General features: G+C 62.3%; 14 protein-coding genes and 2 pseudogenes. 11 read left to right on the forward strand and 5 right to left on the reverse strand.

All coding sequences use genetic code 11. The features are described from left to right. The 3 genes from PJB24_RS13785 to PJB24_RS13795 all read left to right on the forward strand — a co-directional run. On the forward strand, window positions 1-425 hold a 425-nt coding region (locus tag PJB24_RS13785; protein ID WP_420541938.1), incomplete at its 5' end, for an ABC transporter permease. Window positions 426-659: 234 nt separating this feature from the next. Beyond that, window positions 660-1,685, forward strand: a complete 1,026-nt coding sequence (locus tag PJB24_RS13790; RefSeq protein ID WP_273846820.1) for a sugar ABC transporter substrate-binding protein — start codon at window positions 660-662, stop codon at window positions 1,683-1,685. Continuing rightward, window positions 1,682-3,292, forward strand: coding sequence for a sugar ABC transporter ATP-binding protein (locus PJB24_RS13795; RefSeq protein WP_273846822.1), 1,611 nt, complete (start codon window positions 1,682-1,684; stop codon window positions 3,290-3,292). Before PJB24_RS13790 ends, PJB24_RS13795 begins: the two co-directional genes overlap by 4 nt. A gap of 48 nt (window positions 3,293-3,340) precedes the next feature. Here the strand turns inward: PJB24_RS13795 and PJB24_RS13800 are convergent. Then, window positions 3,341-4,186, reverse strand: a pseudogene (locus PJB24_RS13800) (IS110 family RNA-guided transposase); the annotation flags it as partial. A gap of 252 nt (window positions 4,187-4,438) precedes the next feature. On the opposite strand from PJB24_RS13800, the gene PJB24_RS13805 reads away from it, so the two are divergent. The 4 genes from PJB24_RS13805 to hpaD are packed head-to-tail and all read left to right on the forward strand — an operon-like array spanning window position 4,439 to window position 7,891. After that, a complete protein-coding gene (locus tag PJB24_RS13805) occupies window positions 4,439-5,164 on the forward strand; it encodes a dienelactone hydrolase family protein (protein ID WP_273846823.1) in 726 nt (241 codons plus the stop codon). Continuing rightward, complete coding sequence (locus PJB24_RS13810) at window positions 5,165-5,890, forward strand: RraA family protein (RefSeq protein ID WP_273846825.1); 726 nt, start codon at window positions 5,165-5,167, stop codon at window positions 5,888-5,890. Beyond that, entirely contained in the window at window positions 5,887-6,840 is a 954-nt protein-coding gene (dapA, locus tag PJB24_RS13815; protein ID WP_273846827.1) for a 4-hydroxy-tetrahydrodipicolinate synthase, read from the forward strand. The genes PJB24_RS13810 and dapA overlap by 4 nt, the downstream gene beginning before the upstream one ends. A 52-nt stretch (window positions 6,841-6,892) precedes the next feature. Beyond that, window positions 6,893-7,891, forward strand: coding sequence for a 3,4-dihydroxyphenylacetate 2,3-dioxygenase (gene hpaD / locus PJB24_RS13820; RefSeq protein ID WP_273846828.1), 999 nt, complete (start codon window positions 6,893-6,895; stop codon window positions 7,889-7,891). Window positions 7,892-7,971: 80 nt separating this feature from the next. Here hpaD and PJB24_RS13825 read toward each other — a convergent pair whose 3' ends face one another. The 4 genes from PJB24_RS13825 to PJB24_RS13840 form a co-directional block, all read right to left on the reverse strand. After that, a complete protein-coding gene (locus PJB24_RS13825) occupies window positions 7,972-8,415 on the reverse strand; it encodes an Asp23/Gls24 family envelope stress response protein (protein WP_273846830.1) in 444 nt (147 codons plus the stop codon). Window positions 8,416-8,827: 412 nt separating this feature from the next. Beyond that, window positions 8,828-9,010 carry a CsbD family protein gene (locus PJB24_RS13830; protein ID WP_273844077.1) on the reverse strand — a complete coding sequence of 61 codons (183 nt, stop codon included), beginning with the start codon at window positions 9,008-9,010 and terminating at the stop codon, window positions 8,828-8,830. Between the two features lie 105 nt (window positions 9,011-9,115). Further along, complete coding sequence (locus PJB24_RS13835; protein WP_273846833.1) at window positions 9,116-9,760, reverse strand: hypothetical protein; 645 nt, start codon at window positions 9,758-9,760, stop codon at window positions 9,116-9,118. 235 nt (window positions 9,761-9,995) lie between these two features. Continuing rightward, complete coding sequence (locus tag PJB24_RS13840; RefSeq protein ID WP_273846835.1) at window positions 9,996-10,271, reverse strand: GlsB/YeaQ/YmgE family stress response membrane protein; 276 nt, start codon at window positions 10,269-10,271, stop codon at window positions 9,996-9,998. Window positions 10,272-10,631: 360 nt separating this feature from the next. Here PJB24_RS13840 and PJB24_RS13845 point away from each other — a divergent pair, with 360 nt between their 5' ends. The 4 genes and pseudogenes from PJB24_RS13845 to PJB24_RS13860 all read left to right on the forward strand — a co-directional run bounded on the left by PJB24_RS13845 (window position 10,632) and on the right by PJB24_RS13860 (window position 16,105). Then, window positions 10,632-12,119: an aldehyde dehydrogenase family protein gene (locus PJB24_RS13845; protein ID WP_273846837.1), complete on the forward strand. Its 1,488-nt coding sequence runs from the start codon at window positions 10,632-10,634 to the stop codon at window positions 12,117-12,119. Between the two features lie 140 nt (window positions 12,120-12,259). Then, a pseudogene (locus PJB24_RS13850) lies at window positions 12,260-13,710 on the forward strand (aldehyde dehydrogenase). A 350-nt stretch (window positions 13,711-14,060) separates the two neighbouring features. Further along, window positions 14,061-15,344 carry a thymidine phosphorylase gene (locus PJB24_RS13855; RefSeq protein WP_273846839.1) on the forward strand — a complete coding sequence of 428 codons (1,284 nt, stop codon included), beginning with the start codon at window positions 14,061-14,063 and terminating at the stop codon, window positions 15,342-15,344. A gap of 29 nt (window positions 15,345-15,373) precedes the next feature. Then, the gene (locus PJB24_RS13860) at window positions 15,374-16,105 is read left to right on the forward strand and encodes a DeoD-type purine-nucleoside phosphorylase (protein WP_273846841.1); all 732 of its coding nucleotides are present in this window, start codon (window positions 15,374-15,376) and stop codon (window positions 16,103-16,105) included. The last annotated feature ends 13 nt before the right edge of the window (window positions 16,106-16,118 follow it).

Here is a 16,118-nt window from a genome sequence, read left to right on the forward strand (position 1 = left end):
TGGCTTATGTGGTGAGCTTCACGCCGCTTGGGAGGTATCTGAGGGCGGTTGGTTCGAATCAGGAGGTGAGCCGGCTTGCAGGGGTGAGGGTCAACCGGCTGAGGTTTGGTGCGTTTGTGATGGCGGGGCTTTTTGCCGGAGTGGGGGGTGTTCTGAGCGTGGCAAGCAGTGGCGGGTTCGATCCCAACTCTTCGCAGACTTATCTGTTGCCGACCTTTGCTTCGGTGTTTCTCGGGACGGCTGTGATTGAGCCTGGGAGGTTCAACCCGGTTGGCAGTTTTGTAGCGATTTACTTTTTGGAGACGGGGATAGTGGGGTTGCAGTTGCTTGGGGCTTCTGGGTGGATAAGCGATGTGTTTTATGGGGCGGTGCTTGTGGTAGCGGTGACGATCTCTACGCTGATCGGGCGGCGCAAGTTGGGTTGATGATGAGGTGGGGGCTCGGAAATCAAGTGTGCGAGAAAAGGGAGAGGAGCAAATACAGTGAGATCCAGCCATAAGAAGACCAGAAGGCGTAAAACTGTAGGGATCACGCGGCTTGCCATTACGGTCACATCCCTTCTGTGCGTAGCCGCAGTGGTTGCCGCATGTGGTTCATCCGCCGGGTCGAGCGATAGTTCAAGCAAGAGCACCGGCTCAAGTAGCCCGGTTGCAAAGGCGGTGGCCAATTACGAGGCGCCGGTCAAGGAATATCAGCTTCCCGACACACCGTTGAAGAACGACGAGAGGTTGAAGGGCAAGACAATTTATTACATCCCGGTGTCCCAGGCCGTACCCGAGTTCGCGATCACAATAGCGAACCTGCAAAAAGCGGTGGCGGCGGTCGGTGCGAATCTGCAGGTGTGTGATGGCAAGGCCGCTCCGCCAGCGACCGCCGCTTGCGTGCAGCGGGCGATCAACAACGGAGCATCTGGCATCATCCTCGATGCGATCCCACCGCAGTTTGCCGAGAACCAGATAGACACCGCCATAAAGAAAGGAATCGCGGTCGAGGTCGCCGATCAGCTGCCCGATCCAACATTCGCCAGCAAAGTAGCGAACAAAGACAAGATCACGTTCGTGCCGGGCGTATCGGTGATAATGCAGAAGGCCGTCAGTGACTGGATCATAAAAGACTCAGGTGGCAAGGCCAAAGTGCTGATCAACGAGGTCACCGACGGCCCCTCCCCGATAGGGTTCATACGCGAGGGTGCGCTGCCGCAGTTCAGGAAGTACTGCCCAGATTGCACCATAACGATCAACAAGGTTTCCACCTCGAACTTCTCGATGGTTCCCAGCTCGACCAGCGCTGCGCTGACCCGCCATCCGGACACCAACTATGTCTACTCCGAATTCGACCAGTTCCTGCAGGTTACCCAACAGGGAGTTCAGCAGACCGGTTACTTGAACAAGGTCAAGGGGGTATCAACCACTGCATTGCTTGCGGGGCTACAGAAGCTGAAAAACAAAGATTATCTGTACGCAGACGCCGGTCAGGATTATCCCTACACCGCTTATGCGGAGGCGGATGTAATCTATCGCATGATCCTGGGACAGCCGGTTCCGGCCGAGCATATCCCGATGCGGCTGTTCACTCGCCAGAACGTCGGGTCTCTACAGCTGAGCCAGGAGGCACAGAACAATGGCTCATGGTTCGGCCCGACGAACTTCCCGACGAAGTTTGAGAAGCTGTGGGGAGTCTCATGACGGAACATTCGCACGGTGCTCCGCTCCGCCTGAGTGTCGAGCACCTCAGCAAAACCTTCGGCCAATACCGGGCGCTCAGCGACGTCCACATAGAGGTCAAGGCCGGAGAGGTGCATGGTCTGGTGGGGCAAAACGGGGCTGGAAAATCGACTCTTGCCAAGATTCTGTCGGGATACTACGCTCCTGATCCAGGAGCGGAGGTCAAGGTTGACGGCGAGCGGCTGGACCTGCCGGTGCCACCGGCCGAACTGAATCGGCGCTACGGAGTGGCGATCGTACACCAGTCGCTCGGCTTACTAGACGAGCTCAGCGTTATAGAGAACCTGCGGCTCGGTCGCTACGGCCGCCGCCGGTTCTCCCGGCGCATCGATTGGGAATCTGAGAAGGCAGCCGTGATACCGGTTTTAAAGCGTCTGGATTGTGAGGTAGACCTGGACGCCCCGACCGGTACGCTCCCCGCGGAAACCCGGGCGACTATCGCCATAGCCCGAGCGCTGACGGATCACCAGCCAGGCAAGGGATTGATCATCTTCGACGAATCGACCCGGGCGCTCAGCCGAGACGCTCTGAACCATTTCTATAAACTAGTCGACTCCGTCCGGGCAGAGGGGGTAGCGGTACTGTTGATCTGTCATCGCCTGGAGGAGGTTCTGGAGCATACCGACCGCGTGACGGTGCTTCGTGATGGACGGGTAGCCGCTAGCAGCCTGAAGACCAGATCTCTATCGGAGGTCGAGCTCACCAATCACATGCTCGGTCGCACCCTTGATACCACCAAGAAGCTGCGCGAAAGACGGCTCACTTCGACCGACACCGAAGTCCCGCCGGCCAGCCCCCGCGAGGAAGGCGACCGTGGTGTGGGCCTGATCGCCAGCAGGGTAACCAACGACGTGGTCAAACCCTTGGACATGGAGGTGCGTCCCGGGGAGGTCGTCGGCCTCACCGGCTTGGTCGGGTCAGGATTCGACCAAGTCCCCTACCTGCTCGGTGGTGCCAGACGGGCCTCCGGCGGCACCATCACCGTTGGTAACAGGACGATCGACCTGGTGCAAGAGAGCAACCCCTGCCGGACACTTCTGGAAGCCGGCGTTGCCCTAGTACCCGACGACCGCGAGAAATTCGGCCTGATGATGGACCAGTCGATCAGGGAGAATATCACGCTCCCACTCGTCCGTCGGAAGGGCCACCGGCTGTGGGTCGGCAAAGACTGGCAGTACGAAGAAGTCCGACAGATGATCGCCAGGCTCAGCATCAAACCGCCGGAACCGGATATTACGGTCAGTTCATTGAGTGGCGGTAACCAGCAGAAGGTCCTGCTCGGGAAATGGCTGGCTGGCAACCCGCTGGTCTTGCTGCTGCACGAGCCGACCCAAGCTGTCGACGTCGGGGCTCGCCAAGATATTCTCGGCGCGATCAGCGAGGCTGCTGGCGGCGGTTGTGCGGTCGTGATCGCCTCCACCTACGCAGATGAGCTAGCAATGATCGCAGATCGCGTGCTGGTCTTTGGCGACGGGTCCGTCACCCAGGAGCTGACCGGAGAGCTCAGCCAAGATGAAATAATCGAGGCAACGTTCGTCGCCATGCGGCAGAGGTCTCTCAAAACCTGACCTGAGAAAGGAAGCGAGACAGGAAAGCAACCGTTTTGAGGAGTCATGGGTTAGAACATGAGAGTACTTCCAGAGAGTACAGTCTCTCATCACAGCGTTGTGGATGGTGAGCAGCTTTCTCCTACAAGTGCTAAGGGCTTCCATGTAGAGCGCTTCTCTAACCCTCGCCCTACCGCCCCACATCGTGTGCCCGCCTCTCAAAGTACCCGAGTTTCGGTTAAGGGAAGCGACATCTACGAGGGCCGAGCGCTCTTTGGGAGAAAAGGAGCCGAGCTCCGGCAGTTCCGCAAGGAGCGTCCTGCAAAGCACAGGACCTACTCCGGAAACGCTTCGAAGAAGAGTCTCGTTCGCCCTGAAGGTGGAGCTCTGTTCGATGGTCTCATCAAGATCCCGGTCGGTGCGAGCAAGCTCTTTTTTGAGCCACCTTATGTGAGCTTCGATGCGAGAGTGCACGGCCCTGGAGGTGCTCGCCCCGAGGCGATTTTTCCCGGCGGTCAACATGCGCACGCTCTGCCTTCTCCTGGCAAGGATCTCCCCAAACTCCCTGGCTTCTTCGTCGGGTATGGTCCTGGGGGTGGGACGGATGGCCTGTGTGAAGCAGGCAAGAACGAGAGCATCCAGAGCGTCGGTCTTGGCCAGTTGCCCGGTGACTTTGGCAAAGTCACTCGCCTGGCGGGGATTGACCACAAAGAGTGCTGCTCCCGAGACGGCCAGGGCCGCAACGACGGGACGCTCGAAGCTTCCCGTGACCTCCAACACCACCAGAGCCTCTGGGAGATTGGCGAACTTGCCGATAAGCGCGTCGATGCCAGCCTCGTCGTTGGAAACGACGAAGTGTTGGGGGGCAGGGAGGATGACGACATCCAGGGTAACCTTGGAGACATCTATCCCCACCTCTCTTCTTCCACTGGCGCTCAAAATGGCTCTCCTTTCCCTCCTGCGACACCCAACCTTGCGGGTACGGGCTCGGGAAGTTCCTCGGCCCAGGCAACTGTTCGGGCTCCTCCGGCAGGAGCTTTAGAAGGGCGCGGCGATCACGGTTTCCCCGCGGTCTCCAAGCGAAGCTCGGGACCAAGGAGTATTCGATCTACCGCGCCCACACTGACCGCTTGTAGACAAAAACCAAAACACAAGGAGCAGGAGAACATGAGTGACCTCACGGAGGCCAGCGTCGAGTACTCACATGATGGGACCAGATTGGTCGGACATCTGGTGGCCCGTGCGGATGGAGCCAAACGGCCTGGAGTGTTGCTGATCCACGACGCCTTCGGCGTTTCGGATCCGATGAAGGCGACTGCGCGCAGGATAGCCACACTCGGTTACACGGTCTTACTCGCCGACATGTGGGGAGACGGCAGGATACCGAAGGGTGAAGAGGAAATCGGGCCACTGATCGGCGCCATGGCTAACGACCGGGCGACGTGGACCGGCCGGGTGGATGCAGCCCACCGGCAACTGCTTGCCCAAGAACAGGTGACAGAAGGTCCGGTGGTCGCGGTAGGTTACTGCTTCGGGGGATCCTCCGCACTCGAGTACGTGCGCGTCGGTGGTACCGTCGCCGGGGCCGTCAGCTTCCACGGTGGTCTCGATCTCGTCGGCACCGACTGGTCTGCGGCCAACAAGGATGCTTCGGTGCTGATTCTAACCGGTGCAGAAGATCCGATGTCGCCACCACAGGTGGTCTTCGAGCTCGAGAAGGCGATGACCACGGCCGGCGTGAGGTGGGAGGTCACTTCTTACGGACATACTAAACACGCCTTTACGAACCCGCAGGCCGACAAGTCTGGTAATCCTGACGTGATGGCCTATGACGTCCGTGCCGACCGGCGTTCCTGGGAATCATTCAGACTGTTCCTGGAGGAGCTGGCGTAAATGCCCGCCCCCTCCAACACGCTCAAGCCAGAGACCGCCAGCGTCCTGGCATCGGTCTCCACAGCCACGCTCAGCCAGCAGTTGCGCAGCAGAGGCCTCAACAGCACTTACTTCGATGGGCTGACCCCAGCAAGGCCCGATCTGCGCATGGTCGGCGTCGCACGCACGCTGCGCTACACGGCGCTGCGGGAAGACGTCTTCAAGCAACGTGGTGGTGGCATGAACGCCCAGAAACGCCTCATTGACACGATCGGGCCGGGAGAGGTGCTCGTGATCGAGGCCCGGGAGGACCGTCACGCCGGCACAATAGGTGACATTCTGGCGCTGCGCCTTAAGGTCCGGGGCGGGGCTGGAGTGGTGACCGACGGTGCGGTCCGCGATGACACCGCGATGCGGGCGCTGGATCTACCCTACTACCGAGGTGCCGTGAACGCCGCGGTGCTCGGTCGCCGCCACGTGCCAATGGACTCAGACCTGCCGATCACCTGCGCCGGCGTGCTAGTTATGCCCGGCGACGTAATCGTCGGGGACAGTGATGGTGTAATCCTGATCCCCGCCGCCCTAGCTGATGAGGTTGCCGCAGCCGCCTTGCAGCAGGAGCATGAGGAACAGTATATCTCCGAACGGGTGGCGGCAGGAGAATCCCTTGAAGGACTTTATCCACTCGGCTCAGAGCAGCGGCGGCGATACGAACAGTGGGCGAAAGGTAGAGGTGCAAGCAAATGAGGTTTCGAGGTAATCTGGAAGCCCTAAAAGGGCCTTTCGGAGCGGTAATCACACCTTTTACGGAAGAGGGGGAGGTAGATCTAGACAGCCTGCGCAAGCTCGCACGTTTCCAGCGCGACGGCGGCCTGACTGGCCTGTCGATCGGTGGATCCACGGGTGAACCTTCGAGTCAGACACTCGACGAGCGGATCGCGGCGATGGAGGTCGTCGCCGAGGTGACGGCCGATCAGATCCCATTCATCCCAGCGACCGGATCCAGCAGGCTCGATGAGACGCTGGAGCTAACCCGCAAAGCCATCGAACTCGGCGCCGATGCCGTTTTACTGATCACCCCTTACTATGCCAGGCCGACCCAGCGGGCGCTGGTAGAGTGGTACAAGGTTGTCTCTCGAGAATTCCCAGACGTCCCGGTCATCATCTACAATGTCCCGACCAGAACCGCCGTCGACGTCAATCCCGAAACCGTGCTGGAGATCCGCCGCAGCTGCGAAAACGTCGTCGGAATTAAGGAAACGACTCGGGATTTCGAACACTTCTCCCGGGTCATCGCACTCTGCGGCCGGGATTTTCTGGTATGGTCCGGGATTGAGCTGCTGTGCCTGCCGCTGTTGGCCCTGGGTGGGGTCGGATATATCAGCGCCCTGGCGAACATCACCCCTCGCTCTCTCGCCGATATGTACCTAGCCTGGCAGCGGGGCGACGTTGTGGAGGCCCAGCGAATTCACTATGCCCTGCACCCATTGGCCGATCTGCTGTTCGTCGAAACCAACCCGGCGCCCGCCAAATGGGTGCTCCACCGGGCCGGCAAGCTCTCCTCAGCAAAGGTCCGACCGCCGCTCATAGAACTCACCGAAGGTGGTCAGGATAGGGCAGGCGCGCTCCTGGCAAAGGCAAGTGACATAATCGCATACGAGGGATTGGAAATGGCACCGCTGCATACACGATCATGAAGCAATCATAATTCTCAAAACCCTGTGCCATAAAGCAACTGGAGGTCAGAAGATGCTGCCGACCGCGAACTTGAACCCGCCTTTTAACATTACCCGGGCAAGCCACGTCTGCCTGGCGGTCACCGATCTCGCGCGCAGCCGTGACTTCTATCGCGATGTTATAGGGCTGATCGTCACCGCCGAGACCGACGATACCGTATACCTGCGCGGCCTGGAGGAGGCCGCCCACCACAGCCTGGTGCTGCGCAACGTCGAATCAGAACCTCTGGCCCTGTATGTCGGTTTCCGCGTCCGGATGGCGGAGGATATCGACGCCGCCGAGCGTTACCTTGCCAGCACGGGTATCCGGTGTGAGCGCGTGGAGATCCCCCACCAGGGGCCGACGCTGCGCTTTAGAGATCCGGTCGGCACGCATATAGAGCTGACAGCCTCGATGGACGTGGTCGACCGGCGGATGCAGTCTTACAACGAGTTTCGGGCTGGATCTCCACAGCGCCTGGACCACTTCCAGGTCGTCAGCCACGACGTGCAGACAGCCACCGAATTCTGGTCCACCCTCGGCATGCGTATGTCCGAATACACCGCACGCGACGGTACCGACGAATTATGGGGCACGTGGCTGGAGGTCAAGGGCAACACCCACGATCTGGTATTCACCAACGGACACGGCCCCCGCCTGCATCACTTCGCCTACACCGTCCCGGACACAACCTCACTGATCCATGCGGCCGACGTGGCCGGGAGCCTCGGTTTCGGTGATGAGATCGACCGCGGACCTGGACGTCACGGCATCAGCAACGCCCTGTTTCTGTACCTGAGAGACCCAGACCAGCACCGGATCGAGCTGTTCACCAGCCACTACCAGTTCATCGATCTCGAAGACCGGCCAATGCGCTGGGACCTCAGCAATCCTCGCCGCGCCCAGTTGTGGGGCATGCCTGCGTCCAGGAGGTGGTTCTTCGAGGCCAGCAAGTTCCCGGGAGAGCCCGTCAGGAAGCCACTGCTGCAGGCTAAGCCGGAAACACTGGAAGACTCTCTTTCCATCCACTGAGCAGCCCCCCAAAGGAACCGCGACCTATATGGCAAGATCCCTCGGAACCACAACGATCGGCCCGAGGGACCCCACCTCCGTCATCTTTCTACCTGACGGCGATCCTCCTCGCCTTCGTCCTCACCCGGGAAGTAGATGTCGTCAACCTCTATGTTGACCTCCTTGACCTTAAGCCCAACAAGGCTCTCTATGCGGCTTATGACGTTCCTTCTCACAGCCTCGGCAAGCTGCGGTATCGGCTTGCCATACTCGGTGGTCATCTTCAGATCCACCGCCGTCTCCTCCTGGCCCACCTCAACGGAAACCCCCCGCGTCTGACCGCTGACTCCAGGGACGTTGCCGATGAGGTTGCCAACGGCTCCTGCAGCACCACCACTGCCCATCCTCACGCCGTCTATCTCCTGGGCAGCGATGCCGGCTATCCTGGCTACCACGTTGTCCTCTATCCTGGTCGAGCCCCGGCCGCTCTGCAGCCCACCCGACTGCTGCTGGCTCTGCCTGTTCCTCTCTCGCTGCTCGGTCATTTTCCCTCCTTCTACATGAATCTCGCGCTCCAGCTGTTCCGACTCCTTCAGCCTCCGCGCAACCTTCCGATCACTCCCCGCCCCGCCACCAGCCTCCCGGATCCGGCCAGCCCCACCGTATCCAAACAAACCCGTCAGCAGGCCAGTTCCGAGTCCAGCCACGAAAGCGAGCGCAACACAGACTGCCTCCTCCAGACAGGACCGGGAAGGCGAAGCGCGAAGATGCCTCGCGCAATATTCCAACACCCTCTCCCCCCCTCCTACACCAACATCCGAGCCCAATCATCCAAAACCCATGTGTATCTCAGACCCTGCTCCAAAGCACCCGTCCTCACCGAAGATAAAGACCCCGTAAAACATGCCGGGGCCACCACATCAGCGGCGGCCCCGTAACCATTTATCCCTTCGCCTGCTACTTCCCGAACTTCTCCTTTACGTCGCCCTTCTTCTCCTTGAGCTCACCTTCCTTCTGCTCGGCCTTGCCCTCGCTCTTCTTGGCCTCGTCGCCCGTCACGGCCCCGGCCGCCTCCTTGAGCTTGCCCTTGGCCTTGTCCACAAGACCCTCCACCTTGTCGCGCTGACTGTCGCTGGCCATCAGTCTCTCCTTTCGTTGATCGGGATCGATCTCACCAACAGCGTGGTTATACCCCATTTTGTCGATCTATTATTAGCGTTTTAACGAAGGTTTAATCTCTCGCCTCTAGTCTTCACCTCCTTCGGTTCTCAAAGAGCGGCTCTCCCAGGGTGGCACGCCCCTTCTACGCCCGGTACGCGCTCCCCAGAGTCCCCCTATCACGCCTCCGGCGAATGGGAGGAGCAGGGCGAGTATGCCCGAAGCGGTTGCTATCGAGGAGATATCATGCCCGGATGCTCCTGTGGAAGGGGAAGACGGGAGGGTGATGTTGTTGAGCTGATCTGCGAACCCGGCTCCGACGACGGTTGCTGCCGCCAGGGCCACTACCGTTACGATCAGGCCAAGCAGGGCAACCAGCAGGCCGTGTTTCGCTCCGCCCCGGCTCGCCATGCGACCTGCCGCGTACCCACCTACCAAGTAGGCGATGAAAAGGGTTACGAGGAGCCCTATCAGGCCGGAGAGTCCGCCGGACGAAACGTCGTTTCCGCCACCTTTGACGACGGCACCCACGATGGCGCTCACTACTCCTGAGAGTACGAGTGCGGCGCCCAGTGCGGACAGCCAGCCGAGCACAATACTTATCCAGCTCGTCCCCCGTTCCATCTCCGAGCGCAGGTGGTCCTCGCGCTGCCTTTCGGTCTCCGCCAGACGCTCCGCCTCTCCTGGTCCGTTGGTGATCCGGGCGGATTCGCCGCCTCTACCGGTTGTCATACGTCTTTCCCTGGCGGTGCCGGGAGGCGTGTAAGACTCACCCGACCCCTCTCGGAAAGATCTGTCGTGTTCTCTATCAGGCATTTCCCGAGACTCCTTTCACTATCATCTGCACGATACGACTCACCTTCCCCGGCGCGATCTTCTCTCCCGATATCTGCGCCAGAGAAAAGGTAAGAGGGTGACGAGGACCCTCCTCAACAGGGTTCCCACTGATGACACTCCTTTCCAGGTACTAGCGCCTGCGGCTGGAATAGCCCCTGTTGCCGGCCACCAGCCGGTAGATCACGAGCAGTACCACCGCTCCTATCACCGAGACGATCACCGAGGCCACGTTCACCCCGCTCACCCCGGGACCGCCCAGAGCACCGACTATCGCCCCTCCTACGATCGCCCCGACGATGCCGATCACGACAGTGACCACCAGCCCGCCGGGATCCCTGCCGGGCATGATCCACTTCGCTATGGCGCCGGCTATGAACCCCAGCACTATCCAGGATATGATGCCCAACTAAAGCAACCTCCTCAGGTTTTTTCGAACTACACCCATGTAGACAGCGCCCCCATCCGATCCGTTACACCGACCGAAACACTCTCGCGCAGCCTCTCCGGTGTGTACACACCGCGCTCTCTCATTCCAACCACCACCGAGAACGAGTGCCCGATGCGACCATCTCCGGTTCCGGGAGAAACACTCTTTGTGCAAATCGACGTTGATAGGGCAAATACGCGGATGCAACCATCCTCACAGGGGGAACCAGAACCGCCGGATGCAGAGGGGGGTGGGTACGGAGGAAGAAGACGAGCGGGTGTGCACTGGGGAACGGTCATGACGCCGCGCAAGGTCCGGCCGAGGATCAAGAGGAGAAGTATGGAGCTGCAGGTAGAACCCGGAGTAGAAGAGTTCATCAGGAAGGAGCACAGGCTGCTCATAGACGGCGAGTGGGTCGAGGCCGCCTCGGGCAGGACTTTCGAGACAATAAACCCGGCTACTGAGGAGCATCTGGCGAATGTTGCCTGGGGTGAGGCCGAGGACGTCGATCGGGCCGTGAGGGCCGCGAGGAGGGCCTTCGCCGACGACTCGCCGTGGCGGAGGATGAGCCTCTCCGACCGCGGGCGCCTCATCTACAGGATCAGCGAGCTCATCGAGGAGCACGCCGACGAGTTCGCCATGCTCGAGACGCTCGACAACGGCAAGCCGTTCGCGGTGGCGAAGGCGGCGGACGTCGCTCTCGCAGCCGACCTCTTCCGCTACATGGCCGGCTGGCCGACGAAGATCGAGGGCAACACCATCCCCGTCTCGGCCGTTGCGACCGGCGGGGAGTTTCTCGGGATGACCCTCAAGGAGCCCGTCGGGGTGGTGGGCCAGATCATACCGTGGAACTTCCCGCTCCTCATGGCGGCCTGGAAGCTCGGCCCGGTGCTGGCCGCTGGCTGCACCGTCGTTCTCAAGCCCGCCGAGCAGACCCCGCTCTCGGCGCTGCGCCTGGGAGAGCTCCTTCTGGAAGCCGGGCTACCCGACGGGGTGGTCAACATCGTCACCGGCTTCGGCGATGCGGGAGCGGCCCTCGCCGCTCACGACGACGTCGACAAGGTGGCCTTCACCGGCTCGACGGAGGTCGGGAAGCTCATCGTCAAGGCAGCCGCGGGGAACCTCAAGAAGGTCACCCTGGAGCTCGGCGGCAAGTCGCCCAACGTGGTGTTCAAGGACGCCGACCTGGAGGTGGCCATCTCCGGTGCGGCGAACGGCATCTTCTTCAACCACGGCCAGTGCTGCAACGCGGGCTCCAGGCTCTTCGTCGAGCGGGAGGTCTACGACGAGGTCGTCGAGGGCGTGGCGGAGAGAGCCAAAAACATCAGGCTCGGCAGCGGCCTCGACCCCGAAACCGAGATGGGGCCCCTGATCTCCGACGAGCAGTTCGAGAAGGTTCTCGGCTACATCGAGCAGGGCCGCGAGGCCGGAGCCGAGACGTACGTCGGCGGGGGACGGGCCGGGAGCCGCGGCTACTTCGTCGAGCCGACGATCCTCACGAACACCTCGCCGGAGATGTCCGTGGTCAGGGAGGAGATCTTCGGTCCGGTGGTCGTGGCGATACCGTTCTCGGACCCCGAGGAGCTCGTCGCGGAGGCCAACGACACCCGTTACGGGCTCGCCGCCGGGGTCTTCACCCGCGACATCTCCAAGGCCTACAGGACCGCCAAGCGCCTGCGGGCCGGCACAGTGTGGATAAACTGCTACCACGTCTTCGACGCTGCGCTGCCCTTCGGCGGCTACAAGGAGAGCGGCTGGGGGAGGGAGATGGGCCACGACGTGCTCGAGAACTACCTCGAGACCAAGTCCGTTGTCACGGCCATATAAATCAACATCTGCGGGAGGGTGTCATCCTGACCCTCCCGCATTATTTTTGCCACGGCGGCCAACCGCCGGTCGGGCCCATTATTACCTGGGCGAGCAACAAGCCCGCAAGCAAAATCCCCAACACCAGTATGGAGGACTCAATGTTTCAGATCGACCTGTTGATCGACCATGACGACCGCCCTGCCAGCGGCGGCGCCACCTTCGTGCGGCGCAACCCGATCACCGGTGAGATCGCCACCCGCGCGGCTGCAGCGACCGTGGAGGACTCACTTGCGGCGGCCGATGCCGCGGCGCATGCCTTCCCGGACTGGTCTCAGCTCGGTCCGGGCGCCCGCCGTGCGATGCTGCTCAAGGCGGGCGACGATCTCGAGGCGCGCACACCGAGTTCATCGCCCGCGCCGTGGCCGAAACCGGCGCCACCGCCGGCTGGATCGGTTTCAATTGCAAGCTCGCCGCCAACATGCTGCGCGAGGCCGCCTCGATGACGACGCAGATCACCGGCGAGATCATTCCCTCCGATGTGCCTGGTCTGCTCGCCATGTCCCATCGCCAGCCTGTCGGTGTCGTGCTGGGCGTAGCACCGTGGAACGCCCCCGTGATCCTCGGCACCCGGGCGCTGGCCATGCCGCTGGCGTGTGGCAACACCGTGGTGCTCAAAGCCAGCGAGCTGTGCCCGGGCACGCACCGCCTGATCGGCGAGGCCCTGCGAGAGGCGGGCCTGCCGCCGGGCGTCGTAAACGTCGTCACCCACGCGCCCGAAGATGCCCCGGCCATCGTCGAGGGGCTCATCGCACACCCGGCCGTGCGTCGCATCAACTTCACCGGCAGCTCGAAGGTCGGGCGTGTCGTCGCGATCAAGGCGGCCGAGCACTTCAAACGCGTGCTGCTGGAACTGGGTGGCAAAGCCCCGGTAGTTGTGTTGGACGATGCAGATCTTGACGCCGCCGTTGCCGCGTGCTCCTTCGGCGCCTTCATGAACCAGGGTCAGATCTGCATGTCCACCGAGCGTATCATCGTGGACGAAGCCATCGCCGACGACTTCGTGCAGCGCCTGACTGCCAAGGCGGACAGCCTCACGGTGGGCGATCCTCGCCAGGGCCATGCAGCGCTGGGATCCGTGGTGGACCTCAGCGTCGCCGAACGTGTGCAGGCACTCATCGACGACGCGCTCGCCAAAGGTGCACGTCTTGTTGCCGGCGGCAAGAGCCAGGATACCTTGATGGGTGCGCACGTGCTGGACCACGTCACAACGGGCATGCACATCTACCGGGAAGAGTCCTTCGGACCCGTGGTCGGTGTGGTGCGGGTGCGTGGGGTGGACGAAGCCGTGCGGGTGGCCAACGACACAGAATACGGCCTCTCGGCCGCCGTGTTCGGGCGTGACGTGAACCGCGCGCTGGCGGTGGCTAGTCGCATAGAATCGGGCATCTGCCACGTTAACGGCCCTACGGTGCACGACGAAGCCCAAATGCCTTTTGGTGGTGTCAAGGCCTCGGGCTGGGGCCGCTTCGGCGGCAAGGCTGCGATCGACGAGTTCACCGAGCTGCGCTGGATAACAGTGCAGTCTGGCGAGCGTGAATATCCCTTTTGAGCCCGGCAAAATACAGAGCACATACCAAAACATACGGTCCAGGATGCAATCATCCGGCGGGAGAAAAGTTCTCCGCCGTATAACGGCCTCCTCTCTCAGATCTGTTTCATGATGTCGGGGAAAATCATCCACACCAATACGTTCAAGATTCGCTCCACCACGCTCTCACGGCATCCTGGAAGGAAATCCCCCTTCCCGGGGTGTCGCCCTCGACCACGGTTCGCCCCCGACGATGAGCAGCCCCGCCGGCTACACATGCAGGGTGCAGACCTCGGGTATGATGTGGTTCCGGTGAAGAGCTTGATGACATGCCGGTTGCAACACGTCACCGGGCAAGAGGAGAGGGAGGAATGGTGGCCGGTAGCCGGGGAATACTCGAGGCCATAGAAGTCAAGAAGCGGGGAGGTGAGCTCTCGCAGGCGACGATAGAGGAAGTCGTCGACGGGTACACGGCGGGTGAAATCCCCGACTACCAGATGTCCGCCCTACTCATGGCGATCCTGCTGAAGGGCATGAACTACGGGGAGACGCTCGCGATGACCCGGGCGATGGCGTACTCCGGGAAGCACTATTCGTTTCCGGGATGCGCCGACAAGCACTCCACGGGCGGGGTCGGAGACAAGGTCTCGCTCACCGCTCTCCCCGTCGCCGCCGCCTGCGGGCTCCCGGTCGCCAAGCTCTCCGGCCGGGGGCTGGGGACGACGGGTGGGACGGTGGACAAGCTCGAGTCCATCCCCGGCTTTTCGTGCGCGCTCACGGAGGATCGCTTCCGGAGGCAGGTCGAGGAGGTGGGGATCGCGATCGGAGAGGCCGGGGAGGTCGCTCCGGCGGATCGGGCGATCTACGCCTTGAGGGACGCGACCGCGACGGTGGACTCGCTGCCGCTCATCGCATCCTCGATCGTCTCCAAGAAGGTGGCCACCGGCGCGGAGTTTTTGCTCTACGACGTGAAGTGCGGCTCGGGAGCGTTCATGAGGAGCGTGGAGGACGCCCGCGAGCTAGCCGGGACGCTCGTTCGGCTGAGCGGTCAGTTCGGCATCTCCGCCTCGGCGATCATCACCGGGATGGACGAGCCGCTGGGCAGCGCCGTCGGCAACGCGCTCGAGGTGCGGGAGGCCGTGCGGTTCCTGCAGGAAGCGCCCGTACGGGAGGACCTCTCCGAGACCGCGAAAGCCGTCGCCTCGCGCCTGCTCTCGCTCGCGGGGCGGGAGGAACCCGGACGGGAGGTCGAGCGGGCCATCTCCTCGGGAGCGGCCTACGAGACCTTCCTCCGCCTCGTCGCCGCCCAGGGGGGCGACCCCTCGGCGCTCGACGCCCTCCCCGTCTCCGGTGAGGTCGAGAGCGTGAGAGCCCCCCGCGACGGTTACGTCGCCCGGTTCGACGCCCGCCTCGTCGGAGAGGCGGCGCTGCTGCTCGGCGCCGGGAGGCAGAAGAAAGGGGAGGCTGTAGACCCCGGCGTTGGCGTCGAGGTACTCGTCCGGGTTGGGGACAGGGTCGGGCGCGGGCAGGAGGTAGCACTCCTCTACCACAGGTCGGGCAGGGGCCTCGAAGGGGCCAGGAGGTTGCTCACGCGCTCGCTCGAACTGACCGATGAGCCATCCTCCCCTCCCCCTGCTATCCTTGAGGTTTTGTAGAAGAGAATGGAGGAGGGAGGTAGCGAGACTTGAGCCCGGTCCACCTGCGCGCCGAGCCGGGAGACTACGCCGAGAACGTGCTCTTGCCGGGCGATCCCCGGCGGGCGCGCTACGTAGCAGAGAACTTCTTCAAGGAGGCCCGGCTCGTCAACGAGGAGCGCGGGATGCTAGGTTACACCGGCACCTACAAAGGCCGTCCCGTCTCGGTGCAGACGACCGGGATGGGGTGCCCGAGCGCCTCCATCGTGACGGAAGAGCTGCTGCAGCTCGGAGCCAGGAACCTCCTCAGGGTCGGGACCTGCGGCGGGTACCACCCGGACATGCAACTCGGGGACCTCGTCATCGCCACCGCTGCGACCCCGCTCGACGGCACCGTCTCCAAGCTCACCCGCGGGCTGCCCTACGCCCCGGCGGCCAGCTTCGACATCGTCCACGCCGCCCACCACGCCGCGCAGGGATCGGGCAGGAAGGTCTTCACCGGGCCGGTCGTCAGCTCCGATCTTTTCTATGATCCCATGCCGCATCCGAAAGAGACGTGGGGCAAGTTCGGTGTTCTCGCCGTCGAGATGGAGGCCGCGGCCATCTTCACCCTGGCCGCGATGCACGGGGCAAGGGCGGGTTGTCTCCTCACCGTATCCGACACCTTCACCGAGCAGGAGGCCGTGCGGATCTCGGACGCGGCCCTGAGGGATGCGGTGGATGGCATGGTGGAACTGGCACTCGAGACCCTCTGCGCGCTAGACTGGCGCTCTGGGGGATAGCATCCTGGAGAGG

Origin of the sequence: Rubrobacter calidifluminis (assembly GCF_028617075.1) — a bacterium.
GTDB classification, from domain to species: Bacteria; Actinomycetota; Rubrobacteria; order Rubrobacterales; family Rubrobacteraceae; genus Rubrobacter_E; species Rubrobacter_E calidifluminis.